Raw genomic sequence first — 21944 nt, 5'->3', positions numbered from 1 at the left:
TACTCGCCCTAGGCGTACGACACGGACTGTCCGGTGATGAGCGGCGTTCGTTCATCAAGGAAGAAATCCGCAAGAAGAAATAGACGTTGGTCTACGCCGCTGAGTTCGATCCGCTGTGCTACCCCGGCACGACGGTGCTCATTAACCTGTTGGACATCCGCGACCAGGCTGAGCTTGATGAAGTCGATCTCGCGCTGTTCCTGACTCGCGCTGACGAGCCATTGCCGGCAGGCGAACTCGACTACCGTCACTATCTCGGCCTGCACCGGCACCTGTTCCAGGATGTGTGGCTGGGCCGGTCAGCCGCGCACCATCCGCATCGGCAAGGCCGGCAATTGGTTCTGCTATCCCGAACACATCGCCACCGAGATGGCGCGGGTCTTTCGCGAACTCGGCAATCCCGACCGCTTAGCTCATCTCGACGGCACCAGCTTTGCGAAGCATCTGGCGCACATCGTCGCGGAGATCAACGCCGTGCATCCGTTTCGCGAAGGCAACGGCCGAACCCAGCTCACCTTCCTTGCGATGCTCGCCGAGCACGCGGGCCTGACATTCAATGACGACATCCTTGAACGGGATCGCGTCATTCAAGCCATGATCGACAGTTTCAGCGGTTCAGAAGCGTCATTGCAAGCACTGATAGAAGACATCATCGCCTAGTTCGTCGGCCTAACAATCACCCCCGTCTATCCAGCCTCGCCACCAACCGATCCCCCACCCATTGGATGCCGCAGACCAGGATGATCAGCACGATGACCACTGCGATCATCACCGACGTCTCAAAACGCTGGTAGCCGTAGCGGATGGCGAGGTCGCCGAGGCCGCCGGCGCCGATCGCGCCGGCCATGGCTGACGCACCGATCAGCGTCACCAGCGTCACCGTGAAGCCGGCGACGATGCCGGGCAGGGCTTCTGGCACCAGCACCTCGCGGATGATCGTCCAGCGGTTGCCGCCCATGGCGCGCGCCGCCTCGATCAGCCCGCGATCGACTTCGCGCAGCGACACTTCGGCGATGCGCGCATAGTAGGGCGTGGCGGCGATCGACAGCGGCACGATGGCTGCCCATGTGCCGATCGAGGTGCCGACGATCAGCCGCGTCACCGGGATCAGCGCCACCAGAAGGATGATGAAGGGCACCGAGCGGAAGCCGTTGATGATGGCGCCGAGCGCCCGGTTCACCCAAAGGCTTTCGGCAATGCCGCCGCGTTCGGTAGCAATCAGCGCCAGGCCGAGCGGCAGGCCGAAGACCAGCGAGATGAGGCCGGAGGCGGCCGTCATCAGCACCGTCTCCCAGATCGAACGCAGCAGAAGTTCAAACAGGATTGGCGACATGGCCAAGGACCTCCACCCGCGCCTGGCGGGCCTTCAGGAATGTGATGATGTCAGCAAGATGATTTGCATCGCTGCCGGGAACCGAAAGGAACAGCGTGCCGACCGGCTGCTGCTGGATATGGTCGATGCCGCCATGGACGAGGCGGAAGGCGCCTGGAACAGCCGTGGCAAGGTCGGACAGCAATGGCCTGCTTGCCGCTTCGCCGGCCACATCCACGCGCAGAATCGTCTCCGCGCCGGCCGCCGGCAGCAGCCGGGCCGCCAGTTCGGCTGGCAGCTGCGGCCGGATGGCGCCGAGCAGGCTTTTGGTGATGTCTGATTGTGGGTCGGCAAACACCGACCAGACCGGCCCTTGCTCGACGATGCGTCCGGCGTCGATCACCGCCACGCGGTCGGCGATGGAACGGATCACCTCCATCTCATGGGTGATCAAAAGGATGGTCAGGCCAAGCTGCCGGTTGATGTCCTTGAGCAGTGCGAGGATGGAGCGCGTCGTCTCCGGATCGAGCGCCGAGGTGGCTTCGTCCGACAGGAGCAGCGCCGGGCGCGCGGCAAGCGCCCTGGCGATGCCGACCCGTTGCTTCTGGCCGCCCGACAGCGACGCCGGATAGGCCTTGGCTTTCTCCGACAGGCCGACGAGATCGAGCAGTTCGGCGGCGCGCTTCAGTCGCTCGGCTTTGGGGCGGCCCTCGATCTTCAGCGGCAGCGCCACATTGTCCTCGACGGTCTTGGCCGACAGCAGGTTGAAATGCTGGAAGATCATGCCGATGCGCCGCCGCAGCGGCTGCAGGTCGCGCTCGCCGAGCCGGCTGATCTCGCGGCCCTCGATGAACACCTCGCCGGAGTCAGGCCGTTCCAGCCCGTTCAGGCAGCGGATCAGCGTCGATTTGCCGGCGCCGCTGCGGCCGATGATACCGAGGATCTCGCCCTTGCGCACGGTCAGCGAAATGCCGTCGAGCGCCGCCGTCACACCGAAATGGCGCTTCAGGTCGACAAGGCGCACGACATCCTGAGATGCGTCGGGCCGGGTCTGGGTCGGATCGGCGGTCTTCCCGGATGCCGTGATATGCTGGTTCATGAATATTCCTGTTCCCGAAAACGCAATCGCGGCCCGCGCCTGAGCGCGGACCGCTGTTGCTCTCGAACCGGGCTTCCGGTCGACGATCGGATCAATAGGCGCTGAGGCCGGTGCCCTTGTAGACCTTGTCGAACTCGGCTTTCACCGCCTCGTTCTGATAGGAGGCGACCAGCGTCTTCACCCAGGCCTCGTTCTCGTTGCCGGTCTTCACCGCGATGAAGTTGCGGTAGGGATTGTCGGCGATGGGCTCCTGCGCGATGCGGTTTTCCGGCGTCAGGCCGCTTTTCAGCGCCCAGTCGGTGTTGACTACGGCCGCATCGAGATCCTCGACCGAGCGGCCGACGATACCGGCGTCAAGTTCCTTGATCACCACCTTCTTCGCGTTCTCGGCGATGTCGGCGGTGGTGGCCAGAATGCCGGTGCCATCCCTGAGCTTGATCACGCCCTCGTTCTGCAGCACGCGCAGCGCCCGGCCTTCATTGGATGGGTCGTTGGGCACGCCAATGACCGCGCCCTCGGGCAGGTCGGCAACCTTGCTGAACTTCTTAGAGTAGAGGCCGATCGGCCAGACGCCGGTATAGCCGACACGGACGATGTGGTAGCCTTGCGTCTTGATCTGGTTGTCGAGATAGGGCTGGTGCTGGAAGGCGTTGGCGTCGATCTCGCCGCGCTCCAGCGCTTCGTTGGGCTGGGTGTAGTCGTTGAATACCACCGTCTCGATGGCAAGGCCCTTTTCGGCGGCTTGCGCGACGACGACGCGCCAGACGTCCTCGTCCTCGCCGCTGATGATGCCGACCTTGATCGCCTTCTTGTCCTCGGCAAACGACGCATGCGGTGCAATCAGGCTGCCGATCGCGACGACTGAGGCGAACAGCAGAGCAAGGCCACTGCGCCGGTTGACGGTTGACCCGGGGGAAGATGGCAAAGTGTTCTTGAAGTCAGTCATGATTGATCTCTGCGGTTGTGAAGTCATGGCAGCGAGGCGGATTGCCTAGCCTTGGTCGCATCCTCAGAAATTCTATCAAGTTTATCAAAGAACGCGTTTCGCCATTCTCGCCAAAGCCGGGAATATTCTCTCAAAATTTTCAAGAGCGTGAGCAAAAGCCGCCGCTTGACCGGCCGCAGCGGATCGCGGCGCGATCTTGCGCGCGTCTGGAGGTCGTCAGATTCTCAGAGAGCTCAGCGTGCCGTCAAAGCGCGATCCAGGCAGTCTTCAGTTCCAAATATTTCTCCAGCGCGTGCAGCGACTTGTCGCGGCCGAAGCCGGACTGCTTGACGCCGCCGAGCGGCACGGTGATGTCGGCGCCGCCATAGGTGTTGACGTGGACGACGCCGGCATTGATGGCGCGCACCATGCGATGCGCGGTGGAGAGATTGGCGGTCCACACCGCGGAGGCAAGCCCGTAGACGGTCGAATTGGCAAGCCGAACCGCCTCCTCCTCGGTCTCGAAGCGCATGACGCCGAGCACCGGCCCGAACACCTCCTCACGCGCCAACTGCATATCCTGCGTGACATTCTCGAAGATCGTTGGCGCCATGTAGCTGCCACCGGTCTCGGTCAGCATCCGCTGGCCGCCGGTGACGAGACGGGCACCTTCTTCCGTGGCCCTGGCGACGAAACCGAGGTTCTTGTCCAGCTGTTCGGCGCTCGACACCGCACCGACATCGTTGGCGAGATCGAGCGGATCGCCGACTTTCAGCCGCATCGTTGCCTGGAGAAGCTCATCCATGAAGCGGTCATAGACCGCTGACTGGACGAGAAGCCGCGATCCGGCGACGCAGACCTGGCCGGAATTGCGAAAAATGCCGTTGGCCGAGACGACCGCCGCCTGTTTCAGGTCGGGGGCATCGGCAAAGACGATGTTCGGCGACTTGCCGCCGAGTTCGAGGAAGACGCGCTTCAGATTGGAGCGAGCGGAATATTCGAGCAGCCGCCTGCCGACCGGGCCGGAACCGGTGAAGGCGATGGCGTCGACATCCATATGCAGGCCGAGCGCCTCGCCGGTGACCGCGCCACGCCCGGTGACGACGTTGAGCACACCGGCGGGCAAGCCGGCCTCGCTTGCCAGTTCGGCCAGCCGCAGCAGCGTCAGCGAGGCGATCTCCGGCGGCTTGACCACCACGCAATTGCCGGCGGCAAGTGCAGGCGCGATCTTCCAGGCACCGATCATCAGCGGGAAATTCCACGGCACGATGACGCCGACGACGCCGAGCGGCTCCTTGTGGATCAGTCCGAGCACATTCTCGGCCGTCGGCGCGATCTCGCCATAGACCTTGTCGATGGCCTCGGCATAGTAGCGGATGGTGCCTGCCGCCGACAGCGGTTCTGCCTTGTAGGCCATACCGATCTCGGTGCCGTTGTCGCGCACACCGAGCACGGCGAGCTCATCGGCGTGTTTCTCGACCAGCTCGGCGAATTTCGTCAGCACCTTCTTGCGAAAGGCGGGTGTGGCGCGCGACCACGAGCCCTTCTCGAACGCCTTGCGCGCCGACTTCACGGCGCGGTTGATATCGGCGGCGTTGCCGTCGGCGATGCTGGCGAAAGGTCGGCCGTCGATCGGCGACGTCACCGGCAGGCTTGCGCCGCTTGTTGCCTCGACCTGCACGCCATCGATGAACAGGCCCTGCGCGCCGATCTCCGTCTTGCGCAGCGTTTCGATGGCATTCTGACTGATCATTGGTGACGGACTCCAAGGGAAACATGCAATGTGGTTGGCGCGCGGAATTCCCAGCCGCGAAACACCGGTTCCTTGCCCGGCACAAGGCTGAGATCGGGGAAGCGTTGGAGCAACAGCCTCACCGCAAGGCACATCTGCTCGCGTGCGAAGAACCGGCCCGAACAGAAATGATGGCCGAAGCCGAAGGCGGCATGGTTGCCTTCGTTGCGGTTGATGTCGAAGCGGTCGGGATCGGCAAAGCGGCTCTCGTCGCGGCTTGCCGAAGAGACGAGGGCGGCGACGGCAGCGCCGGCCGGGATCGTCACACCGCCAAGCTCGACTGCCCGCGTCGTCTGCCGCGTCTGCGTGCCGATCGGCGCCACCCAGCGCAGGCCCTCGTCGACCGCCCTCGGCACGAAAGTCTCGGGATCGGCGAGCACCTGCCGCAATTGCTCGGGATGAGCCAGCAGGCCGGCGAGGATCGAGCCGGCGCCATGTCCGGGCTCCTGCATGCCGCCAAGCAGGATGACCTTGATGCTGGGCATCAGAAAGTCGATCGGCCGCGTCGTGCCCTCCGGCATGCCGTCATGCAGCATATGCGACAGCGCCGAGTCATCTGGCTGGCGCGCAAGTCTTTCCAGCGTCGGCAGGATGGCGTCGCCGACCTCGGCACTGATTGCGTCGGCGATCTCCTGCCGTTTCGGATCGTTCTCGAAATTGATGGCGCCCTGGGCAAGGCCGTAGAACCAGCGGCGCAGCGTCGGCATATCGATGCCGGCAAGGCCGAGCGAGCGCGCCAGGCTGAGCGTCGACACCGGCTCGAAATAATCGGCCATCAGCTCGGCGGAGCCCTGGTTGACGATCCGGTCCAGAAAAGGTTCGGCAATCGACCGCACGAGGTCGCCGGCATAGGCGGCGACGGTGCGCGGCCGGTATTTCGGGTCGACGCCTTGGCGCAGTTGCTTGTGCGTCTCGCCATCGGTGGTCAGGATGGTCGGCTTGCCGAAGGAACGCTCAACTGGTGACGAGCCGACGACGGCGGAGAAGATCTCGGGCGACTTGGCGACGCTCTCGACATCCTTCCAGCGGGTGACGAACCAAAGATTGACCGCCGGCACGAAAGCGACCGGCGCACTGCGCCTGAGCTCTGCATAGATCGGGTAGGGATCGGCTTCCAATGCCTCGACGGTGATATTTTCGGCAAAGCTCAAATCCGCCACTCCCCTTGTGGTGTAAGGGGCGGCGTGGCATGCCGCCCCTTTGCTTTTCTCAATCTTTCAGCGGCTGGCCGAGGTTTTTGAACGCGACCGGATCGCGGCTCTTCAGCGCGCTGGCCAGCAGCAGGCCGACGATCGCGGCGATCAGCACCAGCCCCGGCAGGAACACGCCAAGGAAACCGCCGGCTCCCGACAGGCTGCCGAAATTGATGACGATCAAATAGATGATGATGACGAAGGCGATGAAGGTCAGCCCGGGCAGGATGGTGGTCTTCAGCGCATTCTCGTGGGCCGCCGGGTTGGCGCGGAAGAACATCACCACGGCAAGCGATGCCACCGCCATCATCGCGATGACACCGAGCGTCGCGACATTGGTCAGCCACGAAAACAGCGCCAGCACCGGATCGAGGCCGAGCACGGCGAACAGGCCGACAACGACCGCGGCGAGCACGCTCTGGATGACGGAAGCGACATGTGGGCTCTGGTGCACCGGATGCGTCACGCCGATCGTCTGCGGCAACAGCTTCTCGCGGCCCGAGACGTAGATGTAGCGCGCAACCGCATTGTGGAACGCCAGCACGCCGGCAAACAGGCTCGACACGAACAGGATGCTCATCGCCTGCGAAAGCATCGTGCCGGCGTAGCGGTCGGACAGGCCGAACAGGAAGGTCGTCGGATCCTGCAATCCCTGCAGCGTCGGCAGCAATTTGTCGACACCGGCGCCGACCGCCATCAGCCATGCCGTGAGCATGTAGAAGACGCCGATCAGCACGACCGAGAAATAGGTGGCGCGCGGAATGGTGACCTTTGGGTCGCGGGCTTCCTCGGCATAGATCGTCGTCGCCTCGAAACCGATGAAGGCGGCGAAGCAGAACAGGATGGCGATGGCCGGCGAGCCGCTGACGATCTGGCTCCAGCTGAATGGCGCCGCCGACAGGCCGCTATCGCCGCCGGTCTTGAGGATGGCGATATCGAGGATCAGCACCACAAGATATTCGCACAGTACCAGCACCGTCAGGATCTTGGCGGAGAGGTCGACCTGCCGATAGCCGAGCACGGCGACCAGCGCGATGGCGATGAAGCTCCACACCCACCAGGGCAGGTTGATGCCCCAGCCGGCGAACAGGCCGGCGGTTGCGGCGCCCAGCAGGCCCATGACGCCGATCTGCATGGCGTTGTAGGACAGGATGGCGATCAGCGCCGTGGCGCCGCCGGCCATGCTGCCGAGGCCGCGTGCGGCATAGGCATAGAAGGCGCCGGCATTGCCGACATGGCGTGACATGGCGACATAGCCGACCGCGAACAAAAGCAGCAGCACGGTCACGATGAGATAGGTGCCGGCAAAGCCGGCGCCATTGCCCATCAGCATGCCAAGCGGCGTGCCGCCGGCGACTGCCGTGAGTGGGGCGGCCGCAGAAATCACCATGAAGGTGATGGCGCCGACGCCAAGACTGTTCTTGCGCAGCCTGTTGGCCGGCGCCTGTTCCGAGACTGCTGTCATTGATCCCTCCTGTTTGGAAACCCTTGAGTTCGCCGGCCGAATGGCCTGTCCCATGCACTCTGGTGGTTGGTTCATTATTTGAACCGTTATTTTGAATATAGACTTGCAAACAATGCTGATGCCTGTCAAGTTAATTCACACGTTAAATGATTGTCCCAAACCGGGAGGCAAATTTGAGTACGGTCGGAAAAGCGATCTCGCTTCTGGAGCTGTTCAACGTCGACGAGCCCGAGCTCGGCCTGTCCGATCTGGCGCGCCGCTCGGGCTTCGACAAGGCGACGACAAGGCGGCTGCTGGTAGCGCTGGCCGGTCGTGGTTTCGTCGAGCAGGATGCGGGTACGCGGCACTATCGCCTCGGCGCCGGCCTGTCGCGGCTGGCGCGCATCCGCGAGGCGCGCTTTCCCTTCCTGCAGACGGCCGTTCCGCTGGTGCGGGACCTGGCCGCATCGACGGCCGAGACCGTGCATTTGTCGGAATTCGGCGTCGACAGGCTGGTCACCGTCCATGTCGAGCATCCAGCATGGGCAAACCGGGTCAACATCGACATCGGCCAGTTGCTGCCCCTGCATTCGACCGCGTCGGGCATCGCCTATCTGGCCTTCGCCCGCGACGAGACCGTCAAGGCGTGCCTGACGGGTTCGCTCGATGCGTTCACGGCTCATACGCTGATCGAGCCGGCCGCCATCTCAAGATCCATGGGCGAGGCGCGCGAGCGCGGCTATTCGATCTGCGACCAGGGCTATGAGGAAGGTGTGATCAGCGTCGCGGCGGCAATCCGCGGGGCGGATGGCTTTGCGCTCGGCACCATCGCGGTGGCGGCGCCAAAGGCCAGAACGACGGCGGCCGCGATCACGGAGCGGGGACTTGCCGTGAGGGCGGCGGCACGGGAGATTTCCATGCGCCTCAACGGTGAAAACCTGCAAACCCTGAGGAGGCAGGCCTGATGCCCTCGGAGACAGCGCCCCGCATCCTGGTCATCGGCACGGGCGACACAAAGGCCGAAGAGCTGTTGTTCATGAAACAGTGCATCGAGCAGTCGGGCGGCAGCGCCGTGATGATGGATGTCAGCGTGCTCGGAGACCCGCCCTACAGCCCGGACCACGATAAGCACGCCGTGGCGCGGGCGGTGGATGTGACGATCGCCGAGATCGTTTCGAGTGGTGACGAGAACACCGCCATGACGCTGATGGCCGGCGGCGCCGTGCAACTGGTGCGCAAGCTCCATCAAAACGGCGAGATCGACGCCTTCATCGCCATCGGCGGTTCGATGGGAACCGATCTGGCGCTCGACGTGGCGCTTTGCCTGCCGCTCGGCGTGCCGAAATTCGTCGTCTCGACCATCGCCTATTCGCACCTCATCCCACCCGAGCGCGTCGCGCCCGACCTGATGATGATCCTCTGGGCGGGCGGGCTGTACGGCCTCAACTCGATCTGCAGGCTGGTCCTGTCACAGGCCTGTGGTGCGGTCGTCGGCGCGGCGAAAATCGTGCTGGCGTCGCGCGTGTCGGCGCGGGCAACAGGCCCGACCATCGGCATGACCTCGCTCGGCAGCAGCTGCCTGCGCTACATGAAGACGCTGAAGCCGGCGCTGGAACAGCGCGGCTATGACGTTGCCGTCTTCCACACCACCGGAATGGGCGGCCGCGCCTTCGAATCGATTGCCGGCCAAGACCATTTTTGCGCGGTGTTCGACTTCAGCCTGCAGGAAATCACCAACCATCTCGCGGGCTCCGTCGTCAGTTCCGGCACCGACCGGCTGGAGAATGCCGGTGCCCGCGGCGTTCCGCAGATCGCAGCACCCGGCGCGGTCGACATGGTCGACCTGCCGACCTGGCAGGATTTGCCGGCTAAATTCTCGACGCGACCGTTTCATGCCCACAACAGGCTGATCGCTTCGATCACCGTCGATGCCGACGATCGCCGCCAGGTCGCCAGGACCATCGCCGCCAAGCTCGGTGCCGCCAGAGGCCGCTCCGCCTTCATCCTGCCGTCCCAGGGCATCCAGGAATGGGACGTGGAGGGCGAGCCGCTCTATGAGCCGGAAGCCCTGGCCGCCTTCACTGACGAAATTCGCAAGGTCATTCCCGCCGGCGTCGAGTTCCACGAGATCGACGCTCACATCAACAGCGACGACTTCGTCGGCAAGGCGCTCGAGATCTTCGACCGCTGGGTCGAGGAAGGCATCGTCCCGCGCGGCAAGCCGGCCGAGGGAGTGGCGGCGTGAGTGCTGTTCCCGCCCAGGCGCTTGTCCTCGATTTCGGCGGCGTCGTCACCCGCACGCTGTTCGAGACCCACGCCTTGACCGAACAGGCGCTCGGCCTCGCGCCGGGGACGCTGCAATGGCGCGGGCCGTTCGATCCGGGCAGCGATCCGCTGTGGCGCGCCATGCAGGCCGACGAGATCAGCGAGCGTGACTATTGGCGCACACGCACAAGCGAGGTCGGCCGTCTGGTGGGCGAGGACTGGCAGGCGATGGAGACCTTCGTCCGGCGCGCGCGAGGGGCCGAGCCGGAAAAGGTGGTGCGGCCGGAGGCTGACAGCACCATTCGCACGGTGCATGCCGCCGGTTTTCGACTGGCCATCCTGTCCAATGAACTCGACCTGTTCTACGGCGCCGACTTCGGCCAGCGGCTGCCGTTGCTCGGCCTCTTCGATGTGATCATCGACGCCACTTACACCGGCATCCTCAAGCCCGACCCGCGTGCCTATGCCTTCGTCACCGAGGCGCTTGGCCTGCCGGCCGGCGCTTGCGTCTTCGTCGACGACCAGCGGCGCAATGTCGATGGCGGCTGTGCTGCCGGCATGCGCACGGTGCATTTCGACGTCGCCCGCCCGGCTCATTCCTATGCCGAGGCCCTCGGCCATTTCGACCTCGTCCCAGTTGCCTGAGATTTTTGCGGAGTCCATTATGCGCGACATCAATTTTCTCACCGAAACCAACGCCAAGCCGATCTGGCATCCGATGGCGCATCCGGCCGAGATGCGGGCCAACCCGCCAAAGGTGATCATGAAAGGCGAGGGTGTGATGGTCACCGACATCGCCGGCAACACCGTGCTCGACGCCGTCGGCGGCCTGTGGAACGTCAATCTCGGCTACAGCTGCGACCCGATCAAGAAAGCGATCGCCGACCAGCTTGGCGCGCTGCCCTATTATTCCGGCTTTCGCGGCACCTCGACCGGCCCGTCGATCGAGCTCGCCTACGAACTCTGCGAATGGTTCGAGCCAGAAGGCATGGTGCGGACGTTTTTCACTTCGGGCGGCTCGGATTCGGTCGAAACGGCACTTCGGCTGGCGCGGCAGTACTGGAAGATCCGTGGCCAGGCCGACCGCACCAAATTCATCGCCTTGAAGAAAGGCTATCACGGCACGCATTTCGGCGGCGCGTCGGTCAACGGCAATGCCAATTTCCGCCGCAACTACGAGCCGCTGCTGCCGGGCGTCTTCCACATTCCCGCGCCCTGGACCTTCCGCAACCCGTTCGACGAGACCGACCCAGTGCGGCTGGCAAAACTCTGCGCCAGGGCGCTGGAGGACGAAATCGCCTTCCAGGGCGGCGATACCATCGCCGCGTTCATCATGGAGCCGGTTCTCGGCGCCGGCGGCGTTATTGTTCCGCATGAGAGCTTCATGCCGCAGGTGCGCGAGATCTGCGACCGCCACGAGATCCTTTTGATCGCCGATGAGGTTGTCACCGGCTTCGGCCGCACCGGCGCATGGTCGGGTTCGCGTCTGTCCGGCGTGAAGCCCGATTTCATGACCATCGCCAAGGCGATCACTTCGGGTTATTTCCCGCTCGGCGCCACTTTGATCGGCGCCAAGGTCGCCGATGTCTTCGAGGCCGACAAGACCAGCTTCGGCGCCATCGGCCATGGCTATACCTATTCCGGCCATCCTGTCGGCTGCGCCGCGGGTCTGGCGGCGCTTGCCGAGACCAAACGGCTGCGCCTGAACGAGAACGCGGCCGCGCGTGGTGTCGAACTCGCAGCCGTGCTGGAGGGGCTGAAGGCGAAGCATGCGATCGTCGGCGATGTCCGGTACAAGGGCCTGATGGCGGCGCTGGAGCTGGTCTCGGACCGCGCGACGAAAAAGCCCGCCGACAAGAAGACCATGGCATTGGTTTCGGAGGCGGCCTACGAGGCCGGCGTCATGCTGCGCGTCTCCGGTAACGCCATCATCCTGTCGCCGCCGCTTATCGTCAGCGCCGCGGATGTCGCGAGGATCGGCGAAGCATTGGATGCAGGCCTGTCGAAGGTCTGACGGTTTATTGGAGAGAACGGAGTTTCGAGACGCAATGACTCAACCGCAAGAAGCGCTGGTTAGCCGGCGCTCGCGCCTGCTCGGTGCGAAATCGCAATTGTTCTATGACGAGCCCGTGCACCTGGTGCGCGGCGAAGGCGTCTGGCTCTACGATGCCGACGGCCGCAAATATCTCGACGCGTACAACAATGTCGCCCATGTCGGCCACTGCCACCCCTATGTGGTCGAGGCCCTGTGCCGGCAGGCAAGCCTGCTCAACACCCACACGCGCTATCTTCACACCGCCATCCTCGACTATGTCGAGCGGCTGACCGCGACCTTCGATGCCAGCCTGTCGACCGCCATCCTGACCTGCACCGGCAGCGAGGCCAACGACATCGCGCTGCGCATGGCGCAGGCCGCCACCGGCCGCATGGGTATCATCGCCACCGACGCCACCTATCATGGCAACACCGCGGCGGTTTCGCAGCTCAGCACCCGCATGCCGCCGGTCGGCGGCCGCGCCCGCCACGTCAGGCTGGTGCCGGCGCCTGACAGCTATCGCCATCCGGATGCGATGGCCAACGGCAAAGCCTTTGGCGACGCGGTGCGCGAAGCCATCGCCGCGCTGGCAAAGGACGGTATCGGCCTGTCCGGCATCATCCTTTGTCCGCTGCTCGCCAATGAAGGCTTCCCGACGCTCCCATCCGACTTTTTCGACGACGCGATGCGCGCGGTGCGTGACGCCGGCGGACTGGTCATCGCCGATGAGGTGCAGCCCGGTTTCGGCCGCACCGGCAGCCATTTCTGGGGCCACCAGCGCGCCGGTTTCGTTCCCGACATCGTCACCATGGGCAAGCCGATGGGCAACGGCCATCCAATCGCCGCCGTGGTCACATCAAGGGAGATATTGGCGACCTTCCGCAACGCCTTCCGTTATTTCAACACCTTCGGCGGCAATCCGGTTTCCTGCGCGGTGGCCAATGCCGTTCTCGACGTCATCGAGCAGGAAGATCTCGTTGCCAACGCGCGTGACGTCGGCGCCTATGCACTCAACCTGCTGCGCCCGCTCGCCGATCGCCATGAATGTATCGGCGAGGTCAGGGGCGCTGGCCTGTTCTTCGGCGCCGAACTGGTTCACGACCGCAAGACGCGCGAACCGGCGCCCGACATTGCCGAGCAGGTCGCCAACCGGATGCGCCAGCGCGGCGTGCTGATGGGCAAGACCGGCATCCACGGCAATGTGTTGAAGATCCGCCCGCCAATGCCGTTCTCCCGCGACAATGTCGACTTCCTGATCGGCGTCCTCGACGAAGTGCTTGGCGAAGTCCGCGGAGTGAAGGCGTGAGCGCAGTCTCCGCGCAATCCGAACCCGAGACGGCAGCCGATGTCACGGCGCTGGCCAGGCGCGCGCTCGCCCATTGGGGCATTGATGAGGGTGAGCCGGAGCTGCTGAAATTCCGCGAGAACGCGGTCTTCCGGATCCGTCTGCCCGATGGCCAGCCGGCCGCCATGCGCATTCACCGGCTTGGCTATCACACGGACGCCGCCCTGCGCTCGGAACTGCAATGGATGGGTTTTCTGCAATCGGCCGGCATCGCCACGCCATCTGCGGTCGCCACGCCGGCTGGCGATCTGTTCGTGCTTGTCAGCGCGAACGCCTCAATGCAACCCCGGCAAGTCGATTGCCTGAGCTGGCTGGAAGGCCGCGCCGTCGGCGCGCGAGGCGTGCCGCTGGATTTTACGCCCGAGCAGGCAAGACAGATCTTTACCGAGATCGGGCGAACCATCGCCCACATGCACAATGTCACAGCAGCCTGGACGCCTCCGTCCGGCTTTGCCCGCCATGCCTGGGATTTCGACGGCTTCTTCGGCGCGAACCCGAATTGGGGGCGTTTCGAGACCTCGCCCTTCCTCGACGGTCCTCGCCGCGAACTGGTTTTGCGGGCGCGCGAAAAGGCCGTGCGCGCGCTATTGACGTATGAACGCAGTGCCCGCAATTTCGGCATCATCCACGCCGACCTGGTGCGCGAGAATGTGCTCGTCCATGATGGTGCGATCCGCATCATCGACTTCGACGATTGCGGCCATGGCTGGCACATGTACGACCTTGCCGTCGCGCTTTACCAGAACCGGGATGAGGCGATCTATCCGCTGATCGAGGCCGCTTTGCTCAAGGGCTATCGGCAGGAGCGCGAACTGACGGCGCGCGACATCGCCGCGCTGCCGCTGTTTTCTGCCTTGCGGGCCTTCGCCTTCCTCGGCTGGGTGCAGAGCCGCGTCGAAGGCGACATCACCAGGGAGGTCGGCCTGCGCATGTCGGCCATCGCAGCCGATGTGGTGATTGCCTATCTGCATGGCGAATAGGGCCGATTGATAAGAACTGGCGGAACCGTCAGCCCTTCGCGAAATGGATGCTGACCGTGCCCGAACTGCCGAAATCGGCGACGATCGTGTCGCCGGGTCGCGCCTCGACCGGACGCACGAACGACCCGGAGAGAACGACCTCGCCGGCAGCGATCGACATGCCGTAGCGGGCGAGCCTGTCGGCCAGCCAGGCAATGCCCATCGCCGGATGGTTGAGCACGCCGGCGCCAAGCCCGGTCTCCTCGACCTCGGCATTGCGCGAAACGATGGCGCCGATCCAGCGCATGTCGGTCTCATCAGGCCGCTGCGGCCGGCCGCCGATGACGATGCCGGCATTGGCAGCATTGTCTGAAATGGTGTCGAAGAAGGTACGCGCCTTCTTCGTCTCCGCATTGACGCGCTCGATGCGCGTATCGAGGATTTCCAGCGCCGGTGTGATGTAGTCGGTGGCGTTGAACACGTCGAAGATCGTCACGCCGGGGCCTTTCAGCGGCGCCTTCATGACGAAGGCGATCTCGGCCTCGACGCGCGGCTGGATAAAGCGGCCGGTCGGAACCGTCGCGCCGTCATTGAAGAACATGTCGTCGAACAGCACGCCCGAATCCGGCGTGTCGATGGCGAGCGCATATTGCATCGCCTTGGAGGTGAGGCCGATCTTCCAGCCCTTCGGCTTCAGCCCGGCATCGATCTTGCGCGTCACCAGCGCTCCCTGCACGCGATAGGCATCCTCCATCGTCGCCTCGGGAAAATCGAGGCTGAGCAGCCGGATCTGGCGGCGTGAGCGCTCGGCCTCGAACAGCCGTGCCGCGGCGTCTTCCACTTGCTCCGGGGTCATGCTGCTTCCTCGTCGACGACGCTGTTGCGCAGCACGCCGATGCCGTCTGCCTCGACCTCGATGACGTCGCCCGGCTTCAGCCAGACCGGCGGCTCGAAGCGGGCGCCTGCGCCCGTCGGCGTGCCGGTGACGATGATGTCGCCCGGCACCAGCGTGGTGAAGGTCGAGACATAGGCGATAATCTTGCGAAACGAGAAGATCATCCGGCTGGTGCGGTCCTGCTGGCGGATTTCGCCATTGACGCGGGCGGTCAGCGCGATGTCGGCGATCTGCGCCTCGTGGGTGAACGGCACCAGCCAAGGGCCGATCGAGCCGGTGCGGTCGAAATTCTTGCCTTGCGTGACGTTGAACTTGGCATGCCGCACCCAGTCGCGGATGGTGCCTTCATTGCACAGCGACAGTGCCGCAATATGGCTGAGCTCGTTGGCCTCGGCAATGCGCCGTCCCGCCTTGCCGATGACGATGACGATTTCGCCCTCATAATCGAGCTGCGGGGATTCAGGCGGCCGCACCAGCGGCGCGCCATGGCCGACGAAGGAGCGGGGAAAACGGACGAACAGCGACGGATTCGAGGGTGCTGCCTGGCCGTCCTTGTACTCCTCGTTGCGGTCCGGATAGTTGACGCCGACGCAGATGATCTTTTCCGGCGAAGGGATCGGAATTTCGTAGGCAATGGCGTCGAGCGGGAAATCGATCGGGAAGGCCTCGGCCTCTTCCGCCAGCCGCCGCAAGGCGCCGGCCTCGATCACTTCCCGCAGCGTCGGCCACTGGCCGTGGCGCGCCGACAGGTCGATGACACCCTTGCTGGTGACCGCGCCATAGCGCGCCTTGCCGCCGACGGTGAAGGTGGCGAGCCGTGCGTGTTTCATGCTGCGGCTCCGGCAATGGTGGTGGGCGAGGATGGCGCTCTACGGCGCCCCCCTCTGTCCTGCCGGACATCTCCCCCACAAGGGGGGAGATCGGATGTCATCTCTGCCTTCGCCAATTTCCAACGCTGCAACAGAGGCGCTGACCATGGGCCTAGCCAATCTCCCCCCTTGAGGGGGAGATGTCCGGCAGGACAGAGGGGGGCGCCACGGAACGCTGACATCTCCAAAATCCCACTCACGGCGCAATGATCGGCGAAGCCGCCAAATCCGGCTGGCGCGCCTCCGCCCCGGCAAACGCACTGCCCTCCTCGAACCAGCTTTTCGGCGCCGGTGCGCCCCACAGCGTCTGGCGCTGCGGGTCCTTGAGGTCCCACTTGATCGGCTCCAGGTCCGGATCGACTGTCTGGTAGTCCGAACAGTAGATCTCGATACGGTGGTTGTCCGGATCACGGACATAGAGGAAGAAGGCGTTGGAGATGCCGTGCCGACCAGGGCCGCGTTCGATGTTCGGCAAATAGCCCGTGGTCGCCATCAGGTCGAGCAGGTCGATGATGTTGAGCGGCGTCGGCACCCAGAAGGCAACATGATGCAGGCGCGGGCCGATGCCGTTGGTGAACGCGATGTCGTGGACGCCGCCCTTGCGGTGCGTCCAAGCTGCCCAAAGCTTCCCGGTTGCGGCATCCTCGGTGTATTCGGTGACGCGAAAACCGAGCTCGTTGTAGAAGGCGACGGACTCGTCGACATTGGGCGAGAAGCAGTTGAAGTGGTCGATGCGCAGCGGCTTGACGCCCTTGTAGAGCGCATATTTCTGATGGATGGGCGGCAGCCTTTCCATCTGGGCATAGAACTCCAGCGGAATCCCGTGCGGGTCGCGCGTCCGAAAAGTGCGCGACTGGTAGGGCCGCTCGACCCATTCCACCGGCAGGCCCTTGCCCTTGAAGAAATACTCGGCCTTGTCGAGGTCCTCGTCCGAAAAGACCTTGAAGCCGAGATCGCGCGCTTCCGGCATCGTCGCCTTGCGCAGCACGATGCAGTGATGGCCACGTTCCTCCATGGCGCGCAGGTAGATGGCGCCTGATGTCTCGTCGGTAACCTGCAGGCCGAGCGTGTCGACATAGAAGGCGCGGGATTTGGCGAGGTCGGTGACAGCCAACTCGACATGGCTGAGGCGCACGATGTTGAAGGCGGGGTAGAGATTGGGTTTGGGCAAGGGCATCCGATTTCCTCCGGTCAGCCGCCGAGTTTCTGGATCGCGTGCGCCGTCGTCGCGAAGGCGACGTTCTTCGTCTCCATGTAGAAGTCGAAGGAATGGTCGCCGCCGTCGCGGCCGATGCCGGAATTCTTGACGCCGCCGAAGGGGGTCGGCAAATGCCGCACGTTCTCGGAGTTAACCCAGATCATGCCGGCCTCCAGCGCATCGGTGAAACGGAAGGCGCGGGTGACGTCAGAGGTCCAGAGATAGCCGGTCAGGCCGTATTGCGTGTCGTTGGCCAGCGCCAGCGCTTCCGTCTCGTCGTTGAACGCAATGGCGCTCAGCACCGGCCCGAAAATCTCCTCCTGCGCGATGCGCATGCCGTTGGTCACGTTGGTGAACAGGGTCGGGCCGACATAACAGCCGCCTCCCGGCCCTTCGACCTTGCCGCCGCCGACGGCCAGCGTCGCCCCCTCCGACCTGCCGATGTCGATATAGGACAGCACCTTCTTTTCATGCACCGGATGAATCAGCGGCCCGACCACCGTTTTCGGATCGAGCGGGTGGCCGACGACGATGCGCTTCGCCCTCTCCGCGACTTTGGCGGTGAAGCTTCCATAGATCGAGGCTTCGACCAGCAGGCGCGACGACGAGGTGCAGCGCTCGCCATTCAGCGAATAGATCATGAACACGGCGGCGTCGGCGGCGCGCTCGAGATCGGCGTCGGCAAAGACGATCACCGGGTTCTTGCCGCCAAGCTCGAAATGCACGCGCTTCAGCGTGCCGGCGCCTTGCTTCATGATCATCGAACCGGTGCGGCTTTCGCCGACAAAACCGATCGCCTTGATGTCGGGATGCTCGGTCAGCGCCTTGCCGGCGTCTTCACCAAGGCCGTTGACCAGGTTCCATACGCCTTTCGGCAGGCCGGCCTCCTCGGCGATCTCGACCAGCAGGCGGGCGGTCAGCGGCGAGAATTCAGCCGGCTTATGAACCACGGTGCAGCCGGCCGCCAGCGCTGGCGCAATCTTCCACGTCGACAGCATGAACGGTGTGTTCCACGGCGTGATGATGCCGACCGGGCCGATCGGCACCCGCGTCGTGATATTGACCTGGCCTGTCGTACGCAGTGTCTCGCCGTCGCGCGCTTCGGGCGCGCGGTCGGCGAAGAAACGGAAATTCTCGGCACCGCGCAGCGCTGCCTTGGCCATGAACTTCAGCGCCTGGCCGGTATCCATGCATTCGACAAAAGCGATCTCCTCGGCGCGCGCTTCGATTGCGTCGGCGATTTTGTGCAGCAGCTTCTTGCGTGCCTCGCCAGGCATGGCCGCCCAGGCTGGGAACGCCGCCTTCGCCGCCTTGGCGGCGCGGTCGATGTCGGCGGCGCCGCCGCGCGCGACGCTTGCCAGCGGCTTGAGGTCGACCGGCGACAGCGTTTCGAACGTCGCGCCATCGAGGGCCGGCACCGCCTCGCCGCCGATCTGGTTCAAAACGCCATCGCGCTTGAAGCGGGCCAGATAGGCCTCGGCCTTTTTCAGATTGCCTTGCAGGTCGGACATGTCGGGTTCCGTCACTTGCCGCGCAGCCGCGGGTGGATTGCGTTTTTCTTCCAGCTGAGCACCGGGTCGATTTCCCGGATTTCGAGCGACAGGGCGAAATGCGGGGTCTCGAACAGGGTGGCAAGGTATTCGCTCACCGCCGCGAAGACAGCCTCGCCGGTCCGCTTCTTCTCGTCCGGGCTGCGGCCGGTGCCGATGCGAAACGACATGTCGAGAAAAGCGTTTTCCGGCAGGCTGTCGGCCATCGCGTAGGCCTCGGCGCGAAAGGCCCGCACCCGCACGGCGCCGGTCTCGAACAGCCCGGTGTCCAGCACTGTGCGCAACACCAGCGCGCACAATTCGTCCATATCGACCTTGGCCTCGAGATTGGCCGAATACTCGATGGAGAAGTGAGGCACGGCGCTTCGTTTCCCTGGGTTATTGCTTTGTTGTAGTTAACGCGTTAATTACATGCGGCATCCGCGAAGTCAAGTCTTGCATCGGCCTTGGCGCAACGATACGGGATGGCAGGAACGGGCCCCGGCAGGCGGATTCGGCCGAGGGAAGGCCTGTTTCGATCGCAAGCGTGGGAGGCTTTTTTTTGCTGCCTGAAAATACCCGTCGTTCCCTGCCGATGGCGCTGCTTCATGCCCGCGAAGCGGTGATGGCGCGGTTTCGGCCGATGCTTGCGGCGCATGACGTGACCGAACAGCAATGGCGCGTGCTGCGTGTGCTCAGCGAAGCCGGCCCGGTCGAGGCGACGGAACTTGCCGATCGCGCCTCGGTTTTGCCGCCCAGCCTGACGCGCATCATCAAGGCGCTCGAGGGACGCAAATTCATCACCCGCAACAAGGCCGAAGGCGACGGCCGCCGCGTCGTGCTGACCATTGCGCCTGCCGGCTCCGCCCTGATCGACGCCCTGTCGCCCGAGCGTCGCGTCATCTATGACGACATCGAACAGCGTTTTGGGCATGAGAAGCTGGAGCAGCTCCTCGACCTCTTGGAGAGCTTGATCGACGGCGAGAGCTGAGCGGTCGGTCCTGGCCGTTTCGTCCAGGCTCACCCGCCAAAGCTGCCCAACCGTGTCGGCTGCGTATAATTCCGGTCGACATAGAGCAGGGCCGAGCCGCCGCTGCCGTGCCGGACATCGATGACGCGGCCGATCATGACATTGTGCGTGCCGACGACATGCACGGTCTCGATCTCGCAATCGAAGTTGACGATCGCATCCGACAGCGCCGGCGTGCCGGAGGTCAGCGTCTGCCAGCGCGCCGAGGCGTAGCGCGCCTCCATGTCCCTGGTCGCGCCGGCGAACTTTCCCGCCAGATGCATGTGGTCATGCGTCAGCACGTTGACGCAGAAGCGCCGGTTGGACAGGAACATGGCGGCCTGCGTCGAGCGCCCGTTCATGCACACGAGCAGCGTCGGCGGCTCGTCCGAGACGCTGCACATGGCGGTGGCGGTGAAGCCGCCGCGTCCTGCCGGCCCGTCTGTGGTGACGATGTTGACCGGCGCGCAGACCCTCGCCATGGCGTCGCGGAAATCGGCTTTCGAAATCTGCGTGGCCATGTGATTTCACTCGGCCGTTGAGACAAGCGGATTGAACCAGGTATCGCCGGTCCAGCCATTCTCGTCATAATCGGCCATGCAGGTGTCGACCAGCTCTTCCATCGCCTTCAGCCGCCCGCCGCGCTCGGCGCCTTTCAGCACCTGCAGCCGTACCTCTTCCGGCGCACCGGCATAGTTGAGCTCATAGAGCGCGTGGCGGCCGCCGAACTCGGTGCCGGTCGCATCCCACAACAGCTTCATGATCTTGATGCGTTCGATGTGGCCCATATCGTTGGAGCCGCGCACATATTGCGCCAGATATTTGTCGATCTCGGGGTTGTTGAAGTCGCGCACCGACGACGGCAGGTAGATCAGCCCCGAGGCGATCACCCGGCGCACGGTGTCGATGACGCGCGGATAGGCTTCCGACATGAAGGTGCGGTAGGCAAGCGCGGCTTCCAGATTGGGCAGCACCGCGCCATTCGCCCACGGGATCGGGTTGTAGGCCATGGCGTTGGAAAAGCTCCAGAACATGTGCCTGAGCGCAATGACCTCGCCCAGTGCCGCCTGGTTGCCGCGGAAAGCATCGCCGCCGGTGGCGCGCAGCGCCTTGGCCAGCAGGCCGGCGAGAAAGTCGAGCTTGACGGCGAAACGCGTGCAGCCCTGGAAGCAGTAGCCATGCATGAAGCCGGAGGCCGGATGGAAGGACAGGATTTTTTGCGCATCGCGCAGCACCAGCACGTCCTCCCAGGGGATGAAGACATTGTCGAGCACCAGGATCGCGTCGTTCTCGTCAAAGCGCGACGACAGCGGATAGTCGAAGGGTGCCGCCACCGTGTTGGCCGTCTGCTCGTAGGAGACGCGGCAGAACATCTTTATCCCCGGCGCATTCATCGGCACGATGAACATCACCGACAGCGACGGATCCTCGGTCACCGTCGCCGACCCTTGCGCCAGGAAATTGTAGTGCGTCAGCGCCGAGGACGTCGCCACCACCTTGGCGCCGGACACGTAGATGCCGGCATCCGTCTCCCTGGTGATGTGGACGAAGACATCCTTCACCTGTTCAGCCGGCTTGTGGCGGTCGATCGGCGGGTTGACGATGGCGTGGTTCATGAACAACGCGGCTTCCTGCGCGCGTTTGTGCCAGGACAGGGCATTGTCCTTGAACGGCCCGTACCAGTCGGCATTGGCGCCGAGCGTGTTCATCAGCGCCGCCTTGTAGTCGGGCGTGCGCCCCATCCAGCCATAGGACATGCGCGACCACTCCGCGATCGCCGCCTGCTGGGCAACAAGCTCGGCGGAAGACTTGGCAACGCGGAAATATTTGTGGGTGTAGCCGCCCGAGCCGGTGTCGGTTGGTGACGTCAGCGCGTCCCGCCGCTTTGGATCATGCAGGGCGTCGTAGAGGCGCGCCAGCGACCGCGCCGAATTGCGCATCGCCGGATGCGTGGTGACGTCGGCAATGCGTTCGCCGTTGATATAGACCTCGCGGCCATCGCGCAGGCTCTCCAGATACTCGGCCCCGGTGAACGGGCGTGCCTTATCAGTGCGGAAGTCTTCTGATCGCATGAT

General features: G+C 64.2%; 22 protein-coding genes. 8 read left to right on the top strand and 14 right to left on the bottom strand.

Going from position 1 to position 21944, the window contains the following annotated elements; translation table 11 throughout:
• Positions 1-8: 8 nt before the first annotated feature.
• The gene (locus M729_RS1000000139165; protein ID WP_245267550.1) at positions 9-266 is read right to left on the bottom strand and encodes a hypothetical protein; all 258 of its coding nucleotides are present in this window, start codon (positions 264-266) and stop codon (positions 9-11) included.
• A gap of 16 nt (positions 267-282) precedes the next feature.
• On the opposite strand from M729_RS1000000139165, the gene M729_RS01000000134720 reads away from it, so the two are divergent.
• Entirely contained in the window at positions 283-660 is a 378-nt protein-coding gene (locus M729_RS01000000134720; protein WP_348626661.1) for a Fic family protein, read from the top strand.
• A gap of 16 nt (positions 661-676) precedes the next feature.
• Here the strand turns inward: M729_RS01000000134720 and M729_RS0106945 are convergent, their stop codons facing one another.
• The 6 genes from M729_RS0106945 to M729_RS0106920 form a co-directional block, all read right to left on the bottom strand.
• The gene (locus M729_RS0106945; protein WP_027161152.1) at positions 677-1333 is read right to left on the bottom strand and encodes a methionine ABC transporter permease; all 657 of its coding nucleotides are present in this window, start codon (positions 1331-1333) and stop codon (positions 677-679) included.
• The gene (locus M729_RS0106940; RefSeq protein ID WP_027161151.1) at positions 1314-2411 is read right to left on the bottom strand and encodes a methionine ABC transporter ATP-binding protein; all 1098 of its coding nucleotides are present in this window, start codon (positions 2409-2411) and stop codon (positions 1314-1316) included. The genes M729_RS0106945 and M729_RS0106940 overlap by 20 nt, the downstream gene beginning before the upstream one ends.
• Before the next feature lie 91 nt (positions 2412-2502).
• Positions 2503-3357, bottom strand: a complete 855-nt coding sequence (locus tag M729_RS0106935) for a MetQ/NlpA family lipoprotein (protein ID WP_027161150.1) — start codon at positions 3355-3357, stop codon at positions 2503-2505.
• 244 nt (positions 3358-3601) lie between these two features.
• On the bottom strand, positions 3602-5089 hold the full coding sequence (locus M729_RS0106930; RefSeq protein WP_050596198.1) for an aldehyde dehydrogenase: 1488 nt from the start codon (positions 5087-5089) through the stop codon (positions 3602-3604).
• Positions 5086-6288, bottom strand: a complete 1203-nt coding sequence (locus tag M729_RS0106925; protein WP_032808069.1) for a cytochrome P450 — start codon at positions 6286-6288, stop codon at positions 5086-5088. The genes M729_RS0106930 and M729_RS0106925 overlap by 4 nt, the downstream gene beginning before the upstream one ends.
• 49 nt (positions 6289-6337) lie before the next feature.
• Positions 6338-7786, bottom strand: a complete 1449-nt coding sequence (locus tag M729_RS0106920; RefSeq protein WP_027161147.1) for an APC family permease — start codon at positions 7784-7786, stop codon at positions 6338-6340.
• Positions 7787-7959: 173 nt separating this feature from the next.
• Here M729_RS0106920 and M729_RS0106915 point away from each other — a divergent pair, with 173 nt between their 5' ends.
• Genes M729_RS0106915 through M729_RS0106890 form a run of 6 tightly spaced genes read left to right on the top strand, consistent with a single transcriptional unit; the run spans position 7960 to position 14390 of the window.
• On the top strand, positions 7960-8730 hold the full coding sequence (locus M729_RS0106915) for an IclR family transcriptional regulator (RefSeq protein ID WP_027161146.1): 771 nt from the start codon (positions 7960-7962) through the stop codon (positions 8728-8730).
• Positions 8730-10010: a Tm-1-like ATP-binding domain-containing protein gene (locus M729_RS0106910; protein WP_027161145.1), complete on the top strand. Its 1281-nt coding sequence runs from the start codon at positions 8730-8732 to the stop codon at positions 10008-10010. The genes M729_RS0106915 and M729_RS0106910 overlap by 1 nt, the downstream gene beginning before the upstream one ends.
• Positions 10007-10675 carry an HAD-IA family hydrolase gene (locus tag M729_RS0106905; protein ID WP_027161144.1) on the top strand — a complete coding sequence of 223 codons (669 nt, stop codon included), beginning with the start codon at positions 10007-10009 and terminating at the stop codon, positions 10673-10675. Before M729_RS0106910 ends, M729_RS0106905 begins: the two co-directional genes overlap by 4 nt.
• A gap of 19 nt (positions 10676-10694) precedes the next feature.
• Positions 10695-12044 (top strand): aminotransferase class III-fold pyridoxal phosphate-dependent enzyme, encoded by a 1350-nt coding sequence (locus M729_RS0106900; RefSeq protein WP_024502131.1) that lies wholly within the window; start codon positions 10695-10697, stop codon positions 12042-12044.
• Between the two features lie 34 nt (positions 12045-12078).
• The gene (locus M729_RS0106895; RefSeq protein ID WP_027161143.1) at positions 12079-13371 is read left to right on the top strand and encodes an aminotransferase class III-fold pyridoxal phosphate-dependent enzyme; all 1293 of its coding nucleotides are present in this window, start codon (positions 12079-12081) and stop codon (positions 13369-13371) included.
• A complete protein-coding gene (locus M729_RS0106890; RefSeq protein ID WP_027161142.1) occupies positions 13368-14390 on the top strand; it encodes a phosphotransferase in 1023 nt (340 codons plus the stop codon). The genes M729_RS0106895 and M729_RS0106890 overlap by 4 nt, the downstream gene beginning before the upstream one ends.
• Before the next feature lie 28 nt (positions 14391-14418).
• Here the strand turns inward: M729_RS0106890 and hpaH are convergent, their stop codons facing one another.
• The 5 genes from hpaH to M729_RS0106865 all read right to left on the bottom strand — a co-directional run bounded on the left by hpaH (position 14419) and on the right by M729_RS0106865 (position 19240).
• A complete protein-coding gene (hpaH, locus tag M729_RS0106885) occupies positions 14419-15225 on the bottom strand; it encodes a 2-oxo-hept-4-ene-1,7-dioate hydratase (RefSeq protein WP_027161141.1) in 807 nt (268 codons plus the stop codon).
• On the bottom strand, positions 15222-16094 hold the full coding sequence (locus tag M729_RS0106880) for a fumarylacetoacetate hydrolase family protein (RefSeq protein WP_027161140.1): 873 nt from the start codon (positions 16092-16094) through the stop codon (positions 15222-15224). The genes hpaH and M729_RS0106880 overlap by 4 nt, the downstream gene beginning before the upstream one ends.
• Before the next feature lie 235 nt (positions 16095-16329).
• On the bottom strand, positions 16330-17310 hold the full coding sequence (gene hpaD / locus M729_RS0106875) for a 3,4-dihydroxyphenylacetate 2,3-dioxygenase (RefSeq protein WP_027161139.1): 981 nt from the start codon (positions 17308-17310) through the stop codon (positions 16330-16332).
• A 14-nt stretch (positions 17311-17324) separates the two neighbouring features.
• The gene (gene hpaE, locus M729_RS0106870; RefSeq protein WP_027161138.1) at positions 17325-18842 is read right to left on the bottom strand and encodes a 5-carboxymethyl-2-hydroxymuconate semialdehyde dehydrogenase; all 1518 of its coding nucleotides are present in this window, start codon (positions 18840-18842) and stop codon (positions 17325-17327) included.
• An 11-nt stretch (positions 18843-18853) separates the two neighbouring features.
• Entirely contained in the window at positions 18854-19240 is a 387-nt protein-coding gene (locus tag M729_RS0106865; protein ID WP_027161137.1) for a 5-carboxymethyl-2-hydroxymuconate Delta-isomerase, read from the bottom strand.
• Positions 19241-19455: 215 nt separating this feature from the next.
• Between M729_RS0106865 and hpaR the strand changes: the two genes are divergently transcribed.
• The gene (gene hpaR / locus M729_RS0106860) at positions 19456-19851 is read left to right on the top strand and encodes a homoprotocatechuate degradation operon regulator HpaR (RefSeq protein WP_224620863.1); all 396 of its coding nucleotides are present in this window, start codon (positions 19456-19458) and stop codon (positions 19849-19851) included.
• Between the two features lie 29 nt (positions 19852-19880).
• Here the strand turns inward: hpaR and M729_RS0106855 are convergent, their stop codons facing one another.
• A complete protein-coding gene (locus M729_RS0106855) occupies positions 19881-20390 on the bottom strand; it encodes a flavin reductase (RefSeq protein ID WP_013528541.1) in 510 nt (169 codons plus the stop codon).
• A 6-nt stretch (positions 20391-20396) separates the two neighbouring features.
• Positions 20397-21941 carry a 4-hydroxyphenylacetate 3-hydroxylase N-terminal domain-containing protein gene (locus tag M729_RS0106850; protein WP_027161136.1) on the bottom strand — a complete coding sequence of 515 codons (1545 nt, stop codon included), beginning with the start codon at positions 21939-21941 and terminating at the stop codon, positions 20397-20399.
• Positions 21942-21944: the final 3 nt, after the last annotated feature.

It is taken from the genome of Mesorhizobium sp. WSM1293 (assembly GCF_000513875.1).
Taxonomy (GTDB): domain Bacteria; phylum Pseudomonadota; class Alphaproteobacteria; order Rhizobiales; family Rhizobiaceae; genus Mesorhizobium; species Mesorhizobium ciceri.
This window is presented reverse-complemented; position numbering and strand designations above follow the sequence as displayed.

Excerpts from the sequence above, each read along its gene's own strand:
- M729_RS01000000134720 (WP_348626661.1), top strand. The coding sequence starts at position 283 with ATGTGTGGCTGGGCCGGTCAGCCGCGCACCATCCGCATCGGCAAGGCC.
- M729_RS0106945 (WP_027161152.1), bottom strand. The coding sequence starts at position 1,333 with ATGTCGCCAATCCTGTTTGAACTTCTGCTGCGTTCGATCTGGGAGACG.
- M729_RS0106940 (WP_027161151.1), bottom strand. The coding sequence starts at position 2,411 with ATGAACCAGCATATCACGGCATCCGGGAAGACCGCCGATCCGACCCAG.
- M729_RS0106935 (WP_027161150.1), bottom strand. The coding sequence starts at position 3,357 with ATGACTGACTTCAAGAACACTTTGCCATCTTCCCCCGGGTCAACCGTC.
- M729_RS0106930 (WP_050596198.1), bottom strand. The coding sequence starts at position 5,089 with ATGATCAGTCAGAATGCCATCGAAACGCTGCGCAAGACGGAGATCGGC.
- M729_RS0106920 (WP_027161147.1), bottom strand. The coding sequence starts at position 7,786 with ATGACAGCAGTCTCGGAACAGGCGCCGGCCAACAGGCTGCGCAAGAAC.
- M729_RS0106910 (WP_027161145.1), top strand. The coding sequence starts at position 8,730 with ATGCCCTCGGAGACAGCGCCCCGCATCCTGGTCATCGGCACGGGCGAC.
- M729_RS0106900 (WP_024502131.1), top strand. The coding sequence starts at position 10,695 with ATGCGCGACATCAATTTTCTCACCGAAACCAACGCCAAGCCGATCTGG.
- M729_RS0106895 (WP_027161143.1), top strand. The coding sequence starts at position 12,079 with ATGACTCAACCGCAAGAAGCGCTGGTTAGCCGGCGCTCGCGCCTGCTC.
- hpaH (WP_027161141.1), bottom strand. The coding sequence starts at position 15,225 with ATGACCCCGGAGCAAGTGGAAGACGCCGCGGCACGGCTGTTCGAGGCC.
- M729_RS0106880 (WP_027161140.1), bottom strand. The coding sequence starts at position 16,094 with ATGAAACACGCACGGCTCGCCACCTTCACCGTCGGCGGCAAGGCGCGC.
- hpaD (WP_027161139.1), bottom strand. The coding sequence starts at position 17,310 with ATGCCCTTGCCCAAACCCAATCTCTACCCCGCCTTCAACATCGTGCGC.
- hpaE (WP_027161138.1), bottom strand. The coding sequence starts at position 18,842 with ATGTCCGACCTGCAAGGCAATCTGAAAAAGGCCGAGGCCTATCTGGCC.
- hpaR (WP_224620863.1), top strand. The coding sequence starts at position 19,456 with ATGGCGCTGCTTCATGCCCGCGAAGCGGTGATGGCGCGGTTTCGGCCG.
- M729_RS0106855 (WP_013528541.1), bottom strand. The coding sequence starts at position 20,390 with ATGGCCACGCAGATTTCGAAAGCCGATTTCCGCGACGCCATGGCGAGG.
- M729_RS0106850 (WP_027161136.1), bottom strand. The coding sequence starts at position 21,941 with ATGCGATCAGAAGACTTCCGCACTGATAAGGCACGCCCGTTCACCGGG.